The sequence below is a fragment of the uncultured Methanobrevibacter sp. genome (assembly GCF_937898925.1).
Taxonomy (GTDB): domain Archaea; phylum Methanobacteriota; class Methanobacteria; order Methanobacteriales; family Methanobacteriaceae; genus Methanobrevibacter.
The window spans coordinates 14390-34876 of record NZ_CALDKF010000035.1 but is presented as its reverse complement, the minus strand read 5'-3'; the positions used below and the strand labels follow the sequence as shown (position 1 = coordinate 34876).

Below are 20487 nucleotides of genomic sequence, written 5' to 3'. Positions count from 1 at the left end.
ATCACATTATTAATAAATCATATTAATTTATATTTATTATTTTTATTTAATATATAATTGATTATTGCTCCACTCATTCAATGTCTGATTTTTTAGATTTTTCAAAAAATTGATTAAAAAAATCATGATTTATCAAATTCCTTTTGCAATGATTAGAAAAGAATTTTTAACATAATATGATTTAACATAGATAGGTTATTATATTCAAAAATCTAAAATATTCTTAAGAAAGATTTTTAAAAAATGATGTTTATGTTTGATTTAGTATATTTATTAAATGAAATTGACAATATTATGTATTTTCCTATTTTAATTATTGTCATGGCTTTAGCTGGGTTGTACTTCACTATCTATACTAAGGGAGTGCAGATCAGATTATTTCCCGAATCCCTAAGGATATTGTTTGAAAGGCCGGCAGATGATTCTGTCTCTTCCTTGCAAGCGATGCTGGTATCCACTGCATCAAGGGTTGGAACCGGTAACATTATAGGAGTGTCTACAGCAATTTGTCTCGGTGGTCCTGGGGCGTGCTTCTGGATGTGGGTAATGTGTATCATCGGTGCATCTTCTGCATTCATTGAAAGTACTTTAGCTCAAATCTATAAAAGATTAGATTCCAATGGCCATATGTATGGAGGTCCCGCTTATTATATTGAGGAGGGATGGAAAAAGCCTAGGATAGCTATTCTCTTTTGCATATGTTTAATTGCCACCTATGCAGTAGGATTTAATCTCTTGTGTTCTTACAACCTTCAATCCACATTCATTGAGTATTCATTTTATAATCCATCAAGTACTCCAATCATGATAGGCGCTGCACTTGCTATCATAACCGGGTATTGCCTTCTTGGAGGAGGCAATAGGATTGTTAGGGTTACAAGTACAATCGTGCCACTTATGGGTGTTTCTTATATTTTTGTAGCTTTAATTGTAATCCTATTGAATATCCAAAATGTTCCTTCCATGTTCCTCTTGATTTTCCAGGACGCATTTAATTTCACTTCAATAGCAGGAGGTTTTGCAGGATCATGTTTGGTTTACGGTATTAAAAGAGGATTGTTCTCAAACGAAGCAGGTGTAGGTTCTGCTCCAAACGCTTCAGCTTCTGCAGATGTATCACATCCTGCAAAACAAGGGCTTGTGCAAACATTGTCTGTTTATATAGACACCTTGCTTTTATGTACAGCTACTGCACTTATGTGCTTGTCCACTGGAGTTGCAAGAGATGTGTCTGTTTCCGGTGCTCCATATGTGCAAAACGCCATTTCCTCAGTTTTTGGCACTGCTGGACCTATGTTCATTACAATCGCAATGGTTCTATTTGCATTCACAACATTGATTGGAAATCTCTATTATGTTGACAATGCATTGATCTTCTTAAATAAAAAGAAAGAGCCTTCCAGGAACTTCATGAGAATATTCCATATACTTGCTACAGTGATTGTTTTTGTTGGAGCTATTGTTCCTATGGATGTTGCTTGGGCTATGGCTGACATCACAATGGGACTTATGACACTTATCAACCTGCCGACTTGTGTTGCTATGGGTAAGGTTGCAATAGATTGTCTAAAGGATTATGAGCATCAGAAGAAACTTGGAAAAATCCCTCTTTTCAGGGCAAGTAATATAGGCATCACTGATGAAAATAATTTCTGGAATTGATCATCTTTTCCAGAACTCTTTTTTTATTTTTTATATTCTATTTTTTATATTCTATAATGAATGTTTAATTTTAAAAAAGTAAACTTTATATGTAAGAAGAATAAAATAACTTATTGTTACTAAAACTTTTTAGATAATTTAACTAAATCCTATGGAGGGATTATATGGCATTTAAAGATTTATTTAAATTCAAGCAAGGAGAAACCACATTCATTTTTGTAGGTGGAAAAGGTGGAGTTGGAAAAACTTCAATCTCTTCAGCTACTGCATTGTGGTTAGCAAATCAAGGAAAGAAAACATTAATCGTATCAACCGATCCTGCTCATTCATTATCTGATTCATTAGAGGTAAGCATTGGACATTATCCTGTTCAAATCAATGAAAACCTCTTTGCTGTCGAAATCGATCCGGATAAGGCAATGGAAGAAAAGCAAAGAGCATTAGAAAGCCAAAAGTCTGTAGCAAGTCCTGACCAATTGATGGGTCTTGACTTTTTAGGTGAGCAAATGGATTTGGCTTCAGCTTCTCCTGGTGCTGATGAAGCAGCTGCATTTGAAGTGTTCTTATCTGTGATGACTTCCAATGAGTATGATGTTGTAGTATTTGACACTGCGCCAACTGGTCACACTTTAAGATTGCTTTCATTCCCTGAAATCATGGACTCTTGGGTAGGAAAACTAATGAAAGCCAAAGCAAAATTAGGCACTGCAGCAAATGCATTGAAGAATATCATCCCATTTATGGATGCAGCAGATGACATGCAATCCAGCAAGGAATTGGAAGAGACCAAAAAGCAAATTGATGAAGCTAAAGCAGTTCTCTCTGACCCTGAAAGAACCACATTTAAGATGGTTGTCATTCCAGAGGAAATGTCTATTTATGAATCAGAAAGAGCTATTGAAGCATTGAATAAGTATGACATTACAACTGACAGCATCATTGTAAATCAGGTCATGCCAGACATTTCAGATTGTGACTTCTGTCATTCAAGATACATGTTGCAGCAAAAACGTCTCGCACTCATAGATCAAAAGTTCAAGGATCAAGTCGTTGCAGAAGTTCCTTTATTCAAGGATGAGGTTAAAGGACAAGAGAAATTGTTAAAATTAGCTGAAATCCTTTATGAAGGAAAGGACAATGATGAAGTCCAACAGAATGTAATTCAGTTGTAATTACATTCCTAATTTTTTTATTTTATTAGCTTGGTTTGCAAACACAGTATTGGCAAGTGTAATAATCTTTAGCAATCTTTGATTGCTCTTCCTTAATGTCGCAATAGTATACTGTTTCACCATTTTCTTCTTTAGCAAATACAGTTTTTCCATTGTGCATATCTATTCCAATTGGATGCAATGGCCTTTTTGCAATCAGACTTAAGTAAATGCAAGTATAGGTTATGAATCTTTTAAATTCCTCTTCACTTTCAGGGGAGCATCCTTCAAAGAATCTGCCCAATTCATCTTTAATGTCATTTACCAATTTTTCATCGATTTCTATATTGCTCGCATCATTCTCATCAATATTCAATTCCATAATCTCATTATAGTTTTGAATATGGAAATTGGCACGTAGTTTTGATGTTTGATCAGTGTTTTCATCCCTTGCTCTTTCCTCAAATGGGGCAATGTCAAAATCCTTTATGTTTTCCTTTATTTCTTCCAATAAGTCTCGTGCTTTCATTTCAATTCCTCGTATCTAAAGCATTCATGAATATGATTATTTATTACTCCAATTGACTCCAAGTAGGAGTATATTATTGTAGTTCCAACAAATTTCATTCCCCTTTTCTTCAGATCCTTAGCTATTTTATCTGAAAGGGAGGAGTTTGTCAGATAGTTCTCTTCTGTATCAATCAATATTTGATTGTCTGTAAAGTGCCAGATGTAGTTGGAGAAAGAGCCGTATTCCTTTTGTATTTCAATAAAGATCTTTGCATTGTTGATTGCAGCATTTATCTTTCCCTTATGTCTGATTATTCCTGCATTATTTCTGAGCTCTTCTATCTTCTTTTCATCGTAAGCAGCTACTTTTTCAACGTCAAAGTTATCAAAAGCTTCTCTAAAGTTCTCTCTTTTCTTTAGTATTGTAATCCATGCAAGTCCAGCTTGAAATGACTCAAGTACAAGCAGCTCGAACAGTTCTTGGTCATCGTAAGTTGGGACTCCCCATTCCTCGTCATGATACTTTACATAGATTTCCTCTACATCTTCAGCCCAAGGGCAACGTCTTTTTGTCATGGAATCACTTTTTTCAATTTTACTTAATTAATATTTTTATAGTTTAATTCTATTTACCTATTGTTATTTTTTTAAAATTATTTATACTAAAAAACTATAATGATTATTATATGTTGGTTAATGCGGATTTACATACTCACAGTTGCTTTTCAGCAGCCACTTCAAAGGATATGGTGATAAACAATATAGCTCCAAAATCCCGTGAAAAGGGATTGAACCTAGTTGGAACTGGAGATGCTTTCCATCCAAAATGGCTTGATATTGTAGCCGAAAGCACAGAATATAAAGGGGATGGAATATACTCCCATAAGGATTGTGATTTCATCTTGACAACTGAAGTTGAAGCTCAGCACAAGATTCACCACGTGATCATTTTGCCGAATATTGAAGTTGCTCGTGAGCTTTCAGAAAAACTTGTCTCTCCAAACAAGTATATCGATGGAAGGCCAAGAAGCCCTTTAAGCGGTGCTGAACTCTTTGAGCTCGTAAAAGAGTATGATTGCATGATCGGTCCAGCTCATTCATTCACTCCTTGGACAGGAATGTATAAGACCTATGACAGCATTTATGACTGTTATGAAAAGGCACCTGATTTCGTTGAATTGGGGTTATCTGCAGATACAGATATGGCAGATACTGTAAAGGAACTCGCCGATTTTGTATTTTTAACCAATTCTGATGCTCATTCACCATGGCCTCATAGATTAGGTAGGGAATTCAATCAGATAGAGATGGAAGACATTTCTTATACATCACTTCAAAAGGCACTGAAGAACAAGACTGTTAAGGCAAATTACGGGCTTCTTCCCAATTTGGGAAAGTACCATATGACTGCATGCACAAAATGCTATAAGATCATAGACCCTGAGATAGCAAAAGCCAATGGAATGAAATGTTCCTGTGGTGGCAGGATCAAGAAGGGAGTTGATTTCAGAATAAGTGAAATAGCTGATTATAAGGAACCTCATCATCCAAGCCATAGGCCTCCATATGTTCATCTGATGCCTCTTGCTGAAATAATCAGCATGATTTATGACAAAGGGATTACAACAAAAACAGTTCAAGGGGTTTGGCAGAAATTGATTGATGCATACGGTCCTGAAATCGATGTTTTAATAAACACTCCATTAGAGGATATTTCAAAAATAGACGATAAGGTAGCCCTTGGAATAGAAGGATTCAGGAATAAGACATTAAATGTTGTTCCTGGTGGCGGGGGCAAATATGGTGAAATATCTTTCAATGAGGACTTTAAGAAACCGGAGAAGTCTGAAAAAATAGTCACTTTAGATTATTTTTAAAAAATTCTTGAAAATAGTGAGTATTAATTATTAATGCCTATTAAAAATTAGTTAATTTCTCTTTTTAAAAGCAGGCTTGGCGGGATTTGAACCCGCGGTCTTTAGATTAGGAGTCTAACGCCTTATCCAAACTGGGCTACAAGCCTATATCATTTCTTAAACTGCTTAAGATATCTTAAGTAGTCTTCTTTTGTAATTATAATAAAAATAGTAAAAATAGTAATAGAGCGGACCCGCCGGGATTTGAACCCGGGACCTTCGGATTAGAAGTCCGACGCCCTGTCCAGCTAGGCTACGGGCCCTATATACAACATTTAATATTATGTTTATTATGATATATAAAACTATCGTAAAGAATACTCTTTTTTTAAATTAAAAATTCTAATAAGTTTAAATTGATAAAACTGTTTTTTAATAAAATGATTTATGAAAACAAATGTAATAAAATGAAATAAAAAAAGAAAATAAAAACTAAAAATTAAATTAATTTAAATTTTAATTTTTTTAGCATTTATTCTTGTATAGTTCAACACTGTTTAATTTTAGAATATTAATTTTTTTAATCACTTATTGGCTGTTGGTCTCGTTATCTGAGTCATCGCTTGAGTCAGTGCTGTTACCTTCTTCAGGTACAACTTCGTCACTCCAAGCACCTTCTAAAACTGTTCCAGTACCAGATCCAACAAGCACATAACCAGTACGGCCTTTAGCATCTTTTAAAAGGCAAGTGTAATATCCATGAGAATTGTATTTTACACTGTAACACCAGGAACCTTCCCATCCTTGAGCTTCAGCAATCTTTTTAGCTTTTTCAGGGCTTACGTTATGCTTGCCTGAAGAACTTGAGCTAGAGCTTGAGCTGCTTGAGGAGCTGCTGGTTCCACTGCTTGAACCGCTATTGTCACCAGTTCCGGAACCGTTTCCATCTAAGCCAGTAGAATTATTTCCTATTCCTGTGTTTCCTTGATCATCCGGTGTAAAACCTGAAAGGTCATTGAATACACTATTGCTATCATTTGTTAATCCATATGCAGTTACTCCTGCAGCAATACACAATACGATAACAACAGAAATAATAATGCTTGAATTGTCCATATTTCCACCTCTTTTAGAATATCTTAAAAGATTTGCAATAATTTTTATAAAATTTCCATGAATGTAATATTTGTAAAATCACTTCATCAATTTTTTAAATTGATAATATAGTATATTTTAGTAACAATATATTATAAATTTATTCATTTTTATAGACTTTTCCCATTTAAAAATAGATTTAATCCTATAAAAATTTTTTTTTTAAAAATAGTAATTAAAAAGTTAAAAAATAAGGAATAAATAGGTGTTATTCCTCAAAAATAAAGTTTATACTTTACCTAAGTTTTCACCAGAGTAACTGATTGCAATTGCGTCAACAACAGTTCCATTTGCATCTGAGATATAGCAGATGTATTGAGTTCCGTCATCCTTAACGTTGCTGACATATGCTCCTGCTTCCCCGATAAAACTTGAAGCAACTGATTTAGCTTGGTCAGGACTTATTTTAGTTTGGCCTTGTCCACCTGAGTTTCCGGAATTGCCTCCAGACCCTGATCCTGAGCCGGAACCAGACCCTGATCCTGAGCCAGAGTTACTACCTCCATTAGAGTTTGTTCCACCGCTACTGCCGCTGGAACCTGAACTGCCTCCGTTAGAAACATCTGAGCCAGTTCCATCACCTGAATTATCACCGAACAAATCGCCAATTCCATTATCTCCAGAACTTGTACTGTCTGGTGAGAATCCGGTTAAATCATTGAATACTGCATTATCGCCTTCGCTTATTCCATATGCAGTTACTCCTGCAGCAATACATAAAACAATAATTACAGATATGATTATGTTTGAATTGTCCATTCTTTCACCTCCTTCAATTAGAAGAATTTTATAAATTTGAGTTAATTGGCTTTTTTAAATTTAATTAAAAAAATTATACAATTGTATATTATTATTGTACATTATCTTAAATATATCTTTTCCTAAAAATTTTTAATTCTTCCACAATTTTTCAATAAAAAATCTATTTTTTCATGCGAAATTTTCTAGTCCTTTTTGCCAAAAAGTAATACTTTTTATATAAAAATTCATAAAAAATTGAAAAATTTATCATCATATATTTATCATGATTTATCATTTTTATTTTTTAGCTTAACCTAATTAATTGATTTTATATCGTGCCTATGGACTTGTTTTTTTTGAATTTTCAAGAATTCTTAACGAATTTTTGATTTTTCGTCTAAATTTAGGCAAACCTAATAAATAAAACTATTTAAATGTTTCTTTTTGATTTTAAAAGTTTAATTTATATTACTTTAGTATTATATATTAATAATGTTAGTTTCTAACTTTTAAAATTTTAAATAAAATAAGAGGTGACACATTTGAGCGATAAAATAGTTATATCCCCAACATCTCGTCAAGAAGGTCATGCGGAATTAGTCATGGAAATTGACGATGAAGGGATCGTTACCAAAGGTAGATACTTCAGTATCACACCTGTCAGAGGCTTAGAGAAAATGGTTACAGGTAAAGCACCTGAGACTGCACCAGTTCTTTGTCAAAGAATCTGTGGGGTATGTCCAGTACCTCATACAATGGCATCTGTTGAAGCAATGGATGACTCTTTAGACATTGAAATTCCAAAAGCAGCTGCATTGTTAAGAGAATTAACAATTGCATCTTCTAACTTAAACAGTCATGCAATTCACCATTTCTTAGTTGCTCCTGACTTCGTGCCTGAAGATCTTTTCAAGACTGCAGTAGACAGTGTTGGAACAATTAGGAAAAACGCACAATATGTTGTAGATATGGTAGCTGGTGAAGGTATCCACCCATCTGATATCAGAATCGGTGGTATGGCAAGAAACTTATCTGAACTTGCACGTAAAAAATTATACACCAGACTCAAAGCATTAGTTCCTGTTGTAGACAACCACGTTGAATTGATGACCAACTTAATCCTTGAAAAGGACATTCCTGAAGGATTAGGTGCAATCACTGCTCCTGTATTTGCAAGTGACGTCATTTACGGTAAAAGAGAATTCTTCGATCTTGACAGATTCACTGAAATTGTACCAGAATTATGGTATGATGACCCAGAAATCGGTAAAAGAGCATGTACTACTGTACCATTATACGATGGTTTAAACGTAGAAACTGGTCCTAGAGCAAGATTAGATAAATTCCAAGGCTACAAAGAAAAAGGTGTTGTAGCTCAACACTTAGCTAGAGCTCGTGAAATGAAAACTTACCTTTCCAGAGCTATTGCTATCTTAGATGAATTAGACACTGCTGCTAATACCCTCGCAGATTTCGACCCAAGAGGAACCAACAAATTAGGTATCGGTGTAGTAGAAGCTCCTAGAGGAACTGATATTCACATGGCACAAGTAAAAGACGGAAAAACCGCTTTCTACAGTGCATTAGTACCAACTACTTGGAACATCCCAACTATGGGTCCTGCAACTGAAGGATTCCATCACGAATGGGGACCTCACGTAATCAGAGCTTACGACCCATGTTTATCTTGTGCAACTCACGTAATGGTAGTTGACGACGAAGATGGATCAGTTGTTAAAAACGAAATGGTGAGAATTTAATTTTATAGATTTTAATAGAGAGGAATATCATGCCTTATGATGCAGGAAGATTAGTTGTTGGATGTGGAAACGTATTGTTTAAAGATGACGGTTTCGGTCCAATGGTTATTCATGCTTTAGAAGATTATTTTAAAGAAAATGATATTGAAATGCCGCAAGACACTCAGTTCATTGATGCAGGAACCGGGGCGACTCATTTCATTTTTTCCATGCCTGATGATAATTGGAAAAAAGTTATTGTAGTTGACGTGGTTGAATGGAATGCTGAACCAGGAACCCTTAAGATTTTTTCACCTTATGACATGCCTAAAGGCAAATATGAGAACGCTCATACTTGGCCTGTAGAAGAACCACTTCACGATTTAGTGGATATGGGCATTGAGGTAGTCATTGTAGGATGTAAACCGGCAGAAATCACTGCACCAGATGTTGATATGGGCTTAACAGAGCCAGTGGAGGCGGCTATTCCAAAAGCTATTGAAATGATATTAAATGAACTTTAAAGGGGTTTAGCAATGCTTGATGGATTAAAAAACAAATTAAGAAAATTTTTAGGCCTTGAAGCTAAACCGGATGCAGAAGATGATGAAGCAAAAGCTAAATTAAAACAAGAAATTAAAAGCGAAGTAGAAGCTCAATCAAAGCCTGCTGAAGAGGCGAAGAAAGCAGCTGATGCTGCAGCTGAAGAAGAGGCTAAAAAACAAGCAGAATCATCTGAGCAAATAAGTAAAGAATCTTCAACACAGGAGGTTGAAAAAGTGGCTGACAAACCAAAAATAGGATATATTCACATGAGTGGTTGTACTGGAGACGGTATGTCATTAACTGAAAACTATGACATTCTCTCAACCTTACTCACTGATATGGTGGACATTGTTTACGGAACAACTTTAGTAGATTTATGGGAAATGCCTGAAATGGATTTAGCATTAGTCGAAGGGTCTGTCTGTTTACAAGATGAACACAGTGTAAAAGAACTTATGGAAGTAAGAGAAAAATCAGGATTAGTTTGTGCATTTGGATCTTGTGCTATGACTGGTTGTTTCACCCGTTATGCACGTGGTGGACAATTAGCTCAACCAAAACATGAATCATTTGTACCAATTTCTGACTTAATTAAAGTAGATTGTGCTATTCCAGGATGCCCAGCATCCCCTGAAATTATTGCAAAAGTAGTTGTTGCATTAATTAACGGTGACATGGATTACTTACAACCTATGTTAGACATGGCAGCATGCAACTTAGCATGTGGTTGTGACTTACAAACCAACGTTGTAAGCAAAGCATTATGTACTGGTTGTGGAACTTGTGTATTAGCATGTCCAACCAGAGCTCTTGAAATGGTAGAAGGTAGACCATCCCACAACAAAAACAGATGTATTAAATGTGGTGCATGTACTACTCACTGTCCAAGAACCTGGTTCCCTGCTGAACAAATTAAAAAGGACTTAGGATTATAGGAGGAAGTAAAATGGCATTCGGTACATATAAAGAAGTAGTATCTGCAAGAGCTACTGACAAAGCAATCCAAAAAGTCGCACAAGATGGTGGAATCGTAAGCGCATTATTATGTTACGCTTTAGAAGAAAACATCATTGAAGGAGCTATTGTTGCTGGAGATACTGAAGACGCATGGAAACCTGAACCAACTATTGCAATGACTCCAGAAGAAATCATTGCAGCAGCAGGTACCAAATACACCTTCTCTCCAAACGCAATCAGACTCAAAGAAGCTGTAAGACAATACGGTCTTGAAAAAATCGGAACTGTAGGAACTCCTTGTCAAATTATGGGACTCAGAAAAATGCAATCCTACCCATTTGCTACCAGATTTGTAGCAGATAAACTAGCATTAATCATTGGTATTTTCTGTATGGAAAACTTCCCAAGAGATTCCTTAAAAACCTTCGTAGAAGGTAAAATGAACTCTTCCTTAGAAAATGTTAACAAAATGGACATTGGTAAAGGAAAATTCTGGATTACCGATCCTGAAAAAGAATCTGGACTTGCATTAAAAGAAACCCATGGATACGAACAAGCTGGATGTAACATCTGTCTCGACTATGTTGCAGAATTAGCTGATGTATCTACTGGATCTGTAGGTTCCCCAGATGGCTGGTCCACTGTATTTACCAGAACTGACAACGGAGCAGACATCTTTACCGCAGCTGTTGAAGCTGGAGTAATCGAAACCAAACCAATGGATGATGTAAAACCTGGTTTAGAATTACTCGAAAAATTAGCTAACGGTAAAAAGGACAAAGGTAGAAAAGAAATCGAAAGAAGAGTCAACATGGGACTTCCAAGTCCTTTCTAAACTCTTTCTTTTCTTTTTTCTTTTTACTTTTTTTAGGCTATTTTTAAATGTTCGTATGTTTATTAACTAATTAATTCCATATAATTTTTTACTATTTTTTAAACTTGAACAAAAATTATCTTTTTTTAGAATTTTATCAAATGATTAATATATAATAAAATAAAAAATTTAATATATATTATAAATTTTATTTGTTAAAATCTAAATTTGATTTAAGATATTTTGGTGGAATTATGAAAAAATTAAGTAAATTTTGCATATTGTCAATTATTTTGATTATTTTAAGCATTTCCTGTGTGAATGCTTCAGATTTAGATTGTGATAATATTCAAATCAGCGAAAGCAATTCTCAAGAGATTTCTATTGATGAAGTTTCTGCTATTTCGGATTCTACCCAAATATCTGATGAAGAAAATGAAAATAATATTTCTAATGAAAATGTTGGATTGATTGGAGAGGATAATAAAAATATTGAAAATGTTTTATCTGCATCTAGTGGAACTATACATAAGGTAAGCCCTACCAATTATACAAAATATTTTAATAATAATGGATATGTTAATACAAACATCGTAAAGTCTGGAGATAGTATTGATTTATCCGGTAAATTCAATAAACGAAATTTTACATTTACAATTCCATGTTCAATTACAAGTAGTGCAACCGATGCTTATCTTACCAATTGTGTAGTTCAATATTTGGATATAAACTCTTCTATATACTCAAATGTTTCCAATTTGAAGTTTACTGTAAATATTGAAAAGCATCCATCTGTTTATATAGTTCGTTCAAGCCATATAAACGTTTTTAACTGCACTGCTTATTCTACAGGTGCAAACAGTAATCCAACTCTTTTGGTAGGTTCCACCTACTGCAATATACATGATAATGTTTTTGAAACCACATTTACAGGCTATATGAATGCTTCCTGGAAACGTGCAGGGATTTTGCTAGGAGAATCCCATTACAATAACATCTATTCTAATTTTGTAACTGTCAAGGATTCAAATGGTATTTACCTAACAACTTATGGATTTGAGAAATCCAATTACAATAATATCTATAATAACACTATCAATTCATCTGCAGTCAGTGAACAGACAGGGTTGCCTAATCCTTCAGCATGGGCCTATGGCGTTCATATTATGGGGGATTACAATACAGCTATAAACAATACGATTTATCTTATGTTTAGAGGGGTGGATTCAGAAGGTAGCTTCAATCAGATTATAGGAAATAATATTTATGCTTTGGCTGGAAGCTATTATGAAGGAAACAATGGAACAGATGGTGGAGAGTATGGTATTCATGCATCCTATGACAACATAATCATAAACAATACGATTCATGACTGTAAAATAACAGGGGCTGCAATTTATGTTGCAGTGAACAATACTGTTGAAGGAAATCAGATTTATAACATTCAAGGTGAACATGGTATTGAATTAGGTTTTACAGCCTCAAATTCTCTAGTATATAATAATAGCATCTCCCTCATTTCTGGTAATGGGATCTTTCTTAAAGGTACTTTAGTCAATACAAGTTTGGATAGCAATATTATTGCAACAGAAAATGGTACAGCTATTTTGATTAAAAAACAGACCAATTCCAAAAATCCTGACAATATCACTATTTCCAATAATGTTCTATTAGAAATCAATAAGGCATTTATTGATTATAAAGATGTGGAATCAAAGGCAAATATCACTCTATTCAACAATAGCCTTATGGTTGTAAACAGCACATTTTTCAATATATTTGATTCATATGGAAACTTAAAGGATATAAAGATAAATAATATTATCTTTAAAGGGGAGTTCTCCAATTTAAATGTTCCTCAAATCAGTATAAATGAGAATATTTCATTGATTGGTCAAAGCTCAAATATCATTGATGTCCAATTCATAATCAATTCAAGCAACATTAAAGTTGAGAATCTAAAAATCACCAATAATCAAAAAGGAGCATTTAAATTCAATGATGCTCAAAATATCAGTTTCTTAAACAATTCAATTAAAATCAATTCTCCAGATTATGCTTTGACTTTAAATAGTTCAAAACTAATTATTGAAGATAATATAATCACAATAAATGGGAACTGTCCAGCTATTTTAAATGACAATGGAAGTTATATTCTATTTGGAGAAAATATAATCAATACCCTCTCTGATTTGGAAATTCTGTCCCTTCATGATTCCATTGTAAAATATACCATATATATCCTTAATAATGAAAATTATGTTGAGTTCTTCAATCCAGATGGGACATTCTCTGACGACTGTGAAATAGGTATTGGCGATAATTTAAAAATAGCCAATTTAACTAACAAACTTATTCGAATAGACATTCCATTAGTTATCAGTGCCTTCCAGGCATCTATATTAGATAATTGCACAATTATTTTAGAGGATAGCGCATCTAGTACCAATATTAGCAATTTAAGATTCAAATTAGAAAATGATTTGAATAAGGAATTTTCTTTCATTATAATTAAGGATGGTGTGTCCGATTTAACAATTAGGAATAATCACTTTAATGTTAGTGGAATTGGTGGAAATGTTCCATTAAATGCTATTAAACTAATTGGCAGTGATTACAGTGCCAACAATATTAAATTGCTAAATAATGTCTTTAACTTAAATGCAGATTTGGTGTCCATTGCAGCTATCAATGTAATGAATGAGGAATTATACAATTATGAGGACATTACAAATGGATTAGATATTTCAAATAATAACATTTCTATTTATAATAACCGTGAAGATGGGCTGTCCTATGGAATCAATGTGAAGAATTCAAATGGTTTAAATATTTTAAACAATAACATTTCTTCAACTGCAAATAGTGCATTTGGCATTTATCTTGATAAGATAAATAGTTATAGTTTAAAGAATAATTTTATTAGTGCAAATGGGTTTAATTATCAAAGATTTATTGATTATATCATTTCGACTGATTCTTCTGCAGAATTTGATGTTAAAAATTATGTCTATGAGAATTTTTCAAATATGGATGCAGCTATTTTCGCTAAAAACACTCAAAAGTCCACTATTAAGAATAATCAGCTGTATGAAAACGATGCTTTGACAAGTGTTGTTCATTCCAATAATCCTTCAAAGGATATTCAAAATATTATTGATAGTTCATTTAGCGGAGATACAGTTTATTTAGGAAACAATATTTATATTTTAAAAGATTCTATAATTGTCAGCAAATCCATTAATTTGATTGGAGGATTTTTATTGGATAATATTGTTTCAAAAGATTTGGTCCAATCAACTAATCCTTTATTTAATGTATCTGGCCAATCTACAGTTAATTTGCTTAATATGACTGTAATATTGGATAATGATGATTTATTTGTTTTATCCTTATTGAAGAATTCAACTAATCCAATAGAACTTGATTATCCGATTATCAATATTAAATATAACAATTTCTTAAGGAACAGCAATGATGTAGATGGTGAATCAGTCAGTTTAGTCAAATCAATTGCAGAAAGACCATTGATGAAACCTTTGAACAATATTATTATTGAAGACAATAATTTGATTGATGATATGAATCAAATCAGGCATTACCTCTTTGATGATTCCAGTTCCAATGAGATCAATTTCAATAATGGCATTAAGACAGTCATTGTTTCCAATAATCTCGTTTGCACTGCTTTGGATAAGGATAATTATGAAAATACTCTAAGATACTTTGAACTAAAGTTATTGGATGCAAACAATAAGCTATTGTTGGGTAAATTAATTCATATATCTTATAATAATGCTATTTATGATTTTATCAGTGATTCTAATGGTATAGTAAAGCTTTCAGTAAGTATTAGCGGTTATGGGATTTATAATCTCCAAATGAGTTTCCATGGCGATAATGATTATTGCGCTTCATTTTCTAGTGCTAAGTTGACTGTTAATAAGCAAAAAGCAAAATTAACTGCACCAAACAAATCTTATTGGATAACTGCAAACAAATACTTAAAGGCTACATTTAAAGATATGAACGGCAAGCCAATCAAAAACAAAAAGATTAGTTTTATTCTAAACGGAAAAACTTATAATGCATATACCAATTCAAAAGGAGTGGCATCTCTAAAAGTTAAAATAAGCACTGCTAAAACATATAGGGTTACAGTAAAGTATGCTGGAGACAATGTTTATAGTCCAATCAGCAAGTCTTTCAAGGTTTATATTAAAAAGATCAAGACAAAGATTTTAGTTAAAAACAGATCATATAAAAAATCTAAAAAGATTAAAAAGTTAACTGCAACATTAAAGACAAAAAGCGGAAAGGCCATTAAAGGCAAGAAGCTTATTTTCACTGTAAATAAAAAGAAATATATTGCAAAAACAAATAAAAGGGGAGTTGCTACTGTAAAGGTAAAAATATCTAAAAGGAAAACATATAAATTTACAGTCAATTTTGCAGGTGATAAGACTTATCTTAAGGCGCTCAAGAAAGCTAAACTTAGAATTAGATAGTCCTTTTTTAGTTTATTAAATTTTTATCTCTCTAAAGACAAATCATCCTCTTATTTAATCAAATTCTCCTTTTTCTATTGCTTTAGTTTAACTTATTTGCAATTTGTTCCCATATCCTTTTTATTTTTAATTTATTTTTTTTAAACTATTCAATATTTCAAACTCTTTTTAAGATATTATTCAATTTTAATTTATATATTTTAAATTATAATAGAAAACCTTTTTAATAATTATAATAATATATATTATTATAAAAATTTTTTCAAGTATATTAGGTTAATTTTGTAAAAAATTTTTAGAAAATGATTTTTATATGATATGAATTTATGTGAGGTTTTAAATATGAAGCTTAATAAATTCACAGTCATTTTAGCTATTTTATTGATTTCAATATTGGCTATTGGGGCTGTAAGTGCGGAATCTGTAGATGATTCTGATGCTCTCGCTATAGATGAGGATGTTGGCGTGGTACAAGAATCAGTTGAACCTGCGGATGTCGCAGAAGATTTAAGTACTGCAGAACCTGAAGTTATTAGTGCTTCAGATACTGTAGATGATATTGTAAATGAGGAAAGCAATGCTGTTTTAGCTGAAGAGGCAGTTAGCTATGATATTGATGATGATAGTTATTCTACCTATTTCTACGAAAATGGTACTGCTAAAGAGACTTTAAGTGGGGATTATTCCTTAAATATTGGTACCTTGAATAATAAGGACATTAAAATAATTAGTGGTTCTCATATTAATATAATTGCTAAAGAAGGTGCAGGATTTATTAATAATGGTACTATCACTATAGGTGATAAAACTGATTACCCTGGTTCTATTGTTATTTCAGGTTTAACTTTCACCAACACCGATAAAAATGGTATTGTCCTTGAAGAAGGAACCAGTATTGTGGAAATAAATAACAATAAATTTGATTTAACTTATTCTAATATCAATAATGCAATGCCTATTGCTAGTTATGGTTATGTTTATGGTGTAAAAATTGCCAACAACATTATTAATGTTGATAGTGCTGCAACCAACAATTATGGTATTGATATAATGCTTTATAACCATGATGAATCTGGAGGATGGGGTGATCGTGGAATTTCAAACCCTGATAATTTTGAAATCATAGGTAACAACATAACTATCACTTGTTCAGATTCTAGTAGTATGGCTGAAGGTATTTATTTAGACACTATAACAAATTCTGTAGTTAAAGACAATAATATTAATGTTAAAACAGTTGGCACTACTGTAAACTATGGTATGCAAATAGCTGACTCTTATCCTTGGACAGACATGTCAGATCCTTTAAATTCTGCATATAATATTTCAATTGAAGGCAATACCTTTGAATTAAATTCTAACGATATGGTTTATGGTCTTACTGTAATCAGTTTATCAAATATGGACATGATAGAATATGAAGATTTAATTAGAAATTTCATAATTACAGGAAATACTATTAATATTAAATCTGGTACTGGTGCTATTGGTGTTGGTTTAAAAACTTCAGATGTTGAGCTTGCTGGAAATACCATAATTATTGATGCGGATTCTACAAAACCGGTTCAAGCTAGTGTGGATAACGAATTTGGAAGTGAAAGTTCCGCAATCGATGTAGTTAATTATCAGGAGTATATTGGAATTTATTATAACATTACAGTTGTAGAAAATATCATTTCTGCTAATGTGGAGTCCATAAAAGTTTTACAAGATGAGTCTGGAAATCAACCTTTAGTAATTGAAGACAATATTATTGCAGACTTCATAATTGATGATGATAATTATGCAACTTACTTTAATGAAGATGGTACTATTAAAGAAGATTCTGGCATTAAAGAAAACTCCACAATTATTATAGGCGAATTAACCAATAAAAAACTTGTTATCGATGTTCCTGTAAAAATTGGGGGAATGCCTGGTAACAATGCATTGGTAAACACTACTTTAGCTCTTGTCGATGGTGCTGATGGTACTATTGTCAGCAGCATGAATTTCATTTATGAAGATGATGGAAGCGCTACCTTTGCCATAATTTCTGTAAATGATGGCGTAAGTGATTTAAAAATTGTTAATAACAACATTACTACCGTGTCTGCACCTGGCTGGAACTATAATATGGCTATATCCATTTATGGTTCTGAAGAAGGTTCTAAAAACATCACTATTGCAGGTAACTATATTACAATGACTGGTGAGTCTTCCGGTCTCTATGGTATTGATGCACAGGATTATGATGCTTCTTGGAAAAAGGGTAAAGCTACTGATGGTTTGAATATCTACGCTAACTATATTTCCTTATCTGGCCCAGGTATGGTAGAACCTATTTATGTCGCAGGTTGCAGTAATGTAAAAATAGAAGGTAATCATATTGATTCCATTTCAACAGGAACATTTAAAGGTAATGATGCATATGGTATTGGAGCATCTGGAAATACCAATTTCACTGCTAGCGGCAATATAATAAATGTAACTGCTCAAATGATGGCATTTGGTATCAGCTCTGCAAAAGCTACAAATGCACTAATGGAATATAACACAATTACTGCTGTCGGTACTGGAGCTATCGGTATTGGCTTTGTAGATAATAAAGGAGTAACCGTTTCCGACAACACCATTAATATTACAGGTGGGGACTGCTACTCAATTGAAAGTTGGGATGCATTGAAAACTGGTAACGGCGCTATTTTAAACAAAACCGGAAATGAAAATGTAAATATTGGTACAAATACCATTACTGAAAACCTTCCATTAACCATCGATGATGACAATTATGCTACTTACTTCAATGATGATGGTACCATTAAAGAAGGTGCAGGCATTTCTAATGATGATGTTATTTTCTTGGATAAATTAACCAATAAGAAAATTGTCATTGACATTCCTTTAACTGTTAGAGGAGCTTCTGGTAATGAGTTAATTAACACAACCATTGATATTGTTACTGGCGCTGATGGTACTGTTGTAAGTAATTTGAATATTGACTTTGAAGATGCTACTGGTGACAGTATTGGCGTAATTGGATTATTTGATGCTAGTGACATAACAATTAAAGATAACACAATATCTGTAAAATCTATTGAAGGCCCTTCTGGAGATTATGGTCCTTCAAACTCCGCAATGGCAATTGCAGTTTATGCTGCCCCAGAAGTAGCTGCTAAAAATATTGTTATCGATGGAAACACCATTACTATGACCGGAGCGGCACCTTATACTTATGGTATTGATGTTTACAACTATTACAATGGTTGGACCAAAGGTCAAGCAGCAAACAATGTAAAAATTACCAACAATGCTCTTACTTTAAGTGGATCTGGTGTACAGGAAGCAATTTATGTCACTATGAGTGAAAATGTTACTATTGAAAAGAATACAGCTACTGTAACTTCTGAAAAAGAGGCATATGGTATTGGTACAGCAACTGTATCCAATGCAGAATTTAAAGAAAATACTTTGTCTGCATATGCTGGAACTGTCGCTTATGGTATTACCAGTACAAATGGCGGTAAAAATTTAAACATATTTAATAACACAATTTATGCTGAAGGTACTGGTGCTGTTGGTCTCGGTCTTGTTGGAGACGAAAACATTAATATTGAATCTAATGGAATCGAAATTAATGGTGGAGATTATACCAAGGCTGCTAGTAGCGATTATAGAGTAGGTGCTGCTAATGCAGGTATTTTAGAAAAAGACAATAGTGGAGTCACTATTTCTAACAATGATGTAACTGAAACCAGTGCAGTCAGATTAGACACTACTATTGAAGCAAGTGACATTACTGTTACTGCAGCTCCAAGCGGAAACGGTAATTTAGAAATTACCTTAAAAACCGTCAGTGGTATGGTATTAGCAAATCAAAACATTAAAGTAGTATTTGACAACCAAGTTTTAGAATTAACTACTGATGCTAAAGGTGTAGCTGTATTGCCATTTGCCCTTAACAAAGCAGGAACTTACAATGTAGACATCTTCTACTTAGGTGATGACAACTACAGAGGTGCAGATGCAACTGCAAAAGTTACAATCAACAAGATTAAAACTGCATTAACCGCATCTGGTAAAACTTTCTTAGCTACTGCAACTACCAAAAAGTTAACTGCAACCTTAAAAGATGCAAACGGTAATGCTCTTGCTAAAAAGACTGTCACTTTCACTGTAAATGGTAAAACCTACAAAGCAACCACCAACGCTAAAGGTGTTGCTACTGTCAAATTAGCTTTAAAAGCTGCAAAAACCTACACTGTAAGCATTAAATTTGCAGGTGACAGTGTTTACGCTGCTTCAACCAAATCAGTTAAAGTAAAACTCAACAAAGAGAAAACCAAAATAACTGCTCCTAAGAAGACTTTCAAACGTACTGCAAAAACCAAAAAAGTTGTAATTACTCTTAAAAACTCTAAAGGTAAAGCTATCGCTAAGAAGAAAGTTACCTTAATTGTCAATAAGAAGAAATACACTGTAAAAACCAATAAGAAAGGTAAAGCAACCTTCAAAGTTAAATTAACTAAAAAAGGTACCTTCAAGTACACAGCTAAATTTGCAGGTGACACCCAATACAAAGCAGTTACTAAAAAGACTGGTAAAATTAGAATAAAATAAGTTTGTTTATCTTATCTAGTGTTTGAGCATATGCTCAAATCCTAGATCTTTTTTTATTTTTTTTAAATCATATTAAAATGATTCTATTTTTGTATAATTATTATTGATTTTTAATAAAACTATTTTTAAAAGAGAGTATTCTAGGTTATTATATATTAAGCTATTTTTGAAAAATGAGTTTGAAAAAATAGGATATAATTAAAAAATAGTTGAAATATTTTTCAAAATAAAAAATATTAAAAAATTAAA

General features: G+C 33.0%; 13 protein-coding genes and 2 tRNA genes. 9 read left to right on the top strand and 6 right to left on the bottom strand.

Annotated features, from left to right (window positions below; translation table 11 throughout):
* Positions 1–252: 252 nt before the first annotated feature.
* Both Q0409_RS02930 and Q0409_RS02925 read left to right on the top strand, forming a co-directional pair.
* Entirely contained in the window at positions 253–1662 is a 1410-nt protein-coding gene (locus Q0409_RS02930) for a sodium:alanine symporter family protein (RefSeq protein ID WP_298534887.1), read from the top strand.
* A 164-nt stretch (positions 1663–1826) separates the two neighbouring features.
* On the top strand, positions 1827–2834 hold the full coding sequence (locus tag Q0409_RS02925; RefSeq protein WP_298534885.1) for a TRC40/GET3/ArsA family transport-energizing ATPase: 1008 nt from the start codon (positions 1827–1829) through the stop codon (positions 2832–2834).
* A gap of 25 nt (positions 2835–2859) precedes the next feature.
* On the opposite strand, the gene Q0409_RS02920 is transcribed toward Q0409_RS02925, so the two are convergent.
* Both Q0409_RS02920 and Q0409_RS02915 read right to left on the bottom strand, forming a co-directional pair.
* Entirely contained in the window at positions 2860–3342 is a 483-nt protein-coding gene (locus Q0409_RS02920) for a DUF2115 family protein (protein WP_298534883.1), read from the bottom strand.
* Positions 3339–3899, bottom strand: coding sequence for a DNA-3-methyladenine glycosylase I (locus tag Q0409_RS02915; protein WP_298534880.1), 561 nt, complete (start codon positions 3897–3899; stop codon positions 3339–3341). Before Q0409_RS02915 ends, Q0409_RS02920 begins: the two co-directional genes overlap by 4 nt.
* Before the next feature lie 110 nt (positions 3900–4009).
* Between Q0409_RS02915 and Q0409_RS02910 the strand changes: the two genes are divergently transcribed.
* The gene (locus Q0409_RS02910) at positions 4010–5200 is read left to right on the top strand and encodes a TIGR00375 family protein (RefSeq protein WP_298534878.1); all 1191 of its coding nucleotides are present in this window, start codon (positions 4010–4012) and stop codon (positions 5198–5200) included.
* Between the two features lie 71 nt (positions 5201–5271).
* On the opposite strand, the gene Q0409_RS02905 is transcribed toward Q0409_RS02910, so the two are convergent.
* From Q0409_RS02905 to Q0409_RS02890, 4 genes are all read right to left on the bottom strand, one after another.
* Positions 5272–5346, bottom strand: a tRNA-Arg gene (locus Q0409_RS02905).
* A gap of 82 nt (positions 5347–5428) precedes the next feature.
* A tRNA-Arg gene (locus Q0409_RS02900) sits at positions 5429–5502 on the bottom strand.
* Between the two features lie 265 nt (positions 5503–5767).
* The gene (locus Q0409_RS02895; RefSeq protein ID WP_298534876.1) at positions 5768–6295 is read right to left on the bottom strand and encodes a hypothetical protein; all 528 of its coding nucleotides are present in this window, start codon (positions 6293–6295) and stop codon (positions 5768–5770) included.
* Positions 6296–6562: 267 nt separating this feature from the next.
* Positions 6563–7093 carry an endoglucanase gene (locus Q0409_RS02890; RefSeq protein WP_298534874.1) on the bottom strand — a complete coding sequence of 177 codons (531 nt, stop codon included), beginning with the start codon at positions 7091–7093 and terminating at the stop codon, positions 6563–6565.
* Between the two features lie 524 nt (positions 7094–7617).
* Here Q0409_RS02890 and frhA point away from each other — a divergent pair.
* From frhA to Q0409_RS02860, 6 genes are all read left to right on the top strand, one after another.
* On the top strand, positions 7618–8835 hold the full coding sequence (gene frhA / locus Q0409_RS02885) for a coenzyme F420 hydrogenase subunit alpha (protein ID WP_298534872.1): 1218 nt from the start codon (positions 7618–7620) through the stop codon (positions 8833–8835).
* A 29-nt stretch (positions 8836–8864) separates the two neighbouring features.
* On the top strand, positions 8865–9338 hold the full coding sequence (frhD, locus tag Q0409_RS02880) for a coenzyme F420-reducing hydrogenase, FrhD protein (protein WP_298534870.1): 474 nt from the start codon (positions 8865–8867) through the stop codon (positions 9336–9338).
* 12 nt (positions 9339–9350) lie between these two features.
* Positions 9351–10295 (top strand): coenzyme F420 hydrogenase subunit gamma, encoded by a 945-nt coding sequence (gene frhG / locus Q0409_RS02875; RefSeq protein WP_298534868.1) that lies wholly within the window; start codon positions 9351–9353, stop codon positions 10293–10295.
* 11 nt (positions 10296–10306) lie between these two features.
* Positions 10307–11152, top strand: a complete 846-nt coding sequence (gene frhB / locus Q0409_RS02870) for a coenzyme F420 hydrogenase subunit beta (RefSeq protein ID WP_298534865.1) — start codon at positions 10307–10309, stop codon at positions 11150–11152.
* Positions 11153–11385: 233 nt separating this feature from the next.
* The gene (locus Q0409_RS02865) at positions 11386–15639 is read left to right on the top strand and encodes a right-handed parallel beta-helix repeat-containing protein (RefSeq protein ID WP_298534863.1); all 4254 of its coding nucleotides are present in this window, start codon (positions 11386–11388) and stop codon (positions 15637–15639) included.
* 342 nt (positions 15640–15981) lie between these two features.
* On the top strand, positions 15982–20238 hold the full coding sequence (locus Q0409_RS02860) for an Ig-like domain repeat protein (protein WP_298534861.1): 4257 nt from the start codon (positions 15982–15984) through the stop codon (positions 20236–20238).
* The last annotated feature ends 249 nt before the right edge of the window (positions 20239–20487 follow it).

Excerpts from the sequence above, each read along its gene's own strand:
- Q0409_RS02930 (WP_298534887.1), top strand. The coding sequence starts at position 253 with ATGTTTGATTTAGTATATTTATTAAATGAAATTGACAATATTATGTAT.
- Q0409_RS02925 (WP_298534885.1), top strand. The coding sequence starts at position 1,827 with ATGGCATTTAAAGATTTATTTAAATTCAAGCAAGGAGAAACCACATTC.
- Q0409_RS02920 (WP_298534883.1), bottom strand. The coding sequence starts at position 3,342 with ATGAAAGCACGAGACTTATTGGAAGAAATAAAGGAAAACATAAAGGAT.
- Q0409_RS02915 (WP_298534880.1), bottom strand. The coding sequence starts at position 3,899 with ATGACAAAAAGACGTTGCCCTTGGGCTGAAGATGTAGAGGAAATCTAT.
- Q0409_RS02910 (WP_298534878.1), top strand. The coding sequence starts at position 4,010 with ATGTTGGTTAATGCGGATTTACATACTCACAGTTGCTTTTCAGCAGCC.
- Q0409_RS02895 (WP_298534876.1), bottom strand. The coding sequence starts at position 6,295 with ATGGACAATTCAAGCATTATTATTTCTGTTGTTATCGTATTGTGTATT.
- Q0409_RS02890 (WP_298534874.1), bottom strand. The coding sequence starts at position 7,093 with ATGGACAATTCAAACATAATCATATCTGTAATTATTGTTTTATGTATT.
- frhD (WP_298534870.1), top strand. The coding sequence starts at position 8,865 with ATGCCTTATGATGCAGGAAGATTAGTTGTTGGATGTGGAAACGTATTG.
- frhG (WP_298534868.1), top strand. The coding sequence starts at position 9,351 with ATGCTTGATGGATTAAAAAACAAATTAAGAAAATTTTTAGGCCTTGAA.
- frhB (WP_298534865.1), top strand. The coding sequence starts at position 10,307 with ATGGCATTCGGTACATATAAAGAAGTAGTATCTGCAAGAGCTACTGAC.
- Q0409_RS02865 (WP_298534863.1), top strand. The coding sequence starts at position 11,386 with ATGAAAAAATTAAGTAAATTTTGCATATTGTCAATTATTTTGATTATT.
- Q0409_RS02860 (WP_298534861.1), top strand. The coding sequence starts at position 15,982 with ATGAAGCTTAATAAATTCACAGTCATTTTAGCTATTTTATTGATTTCA.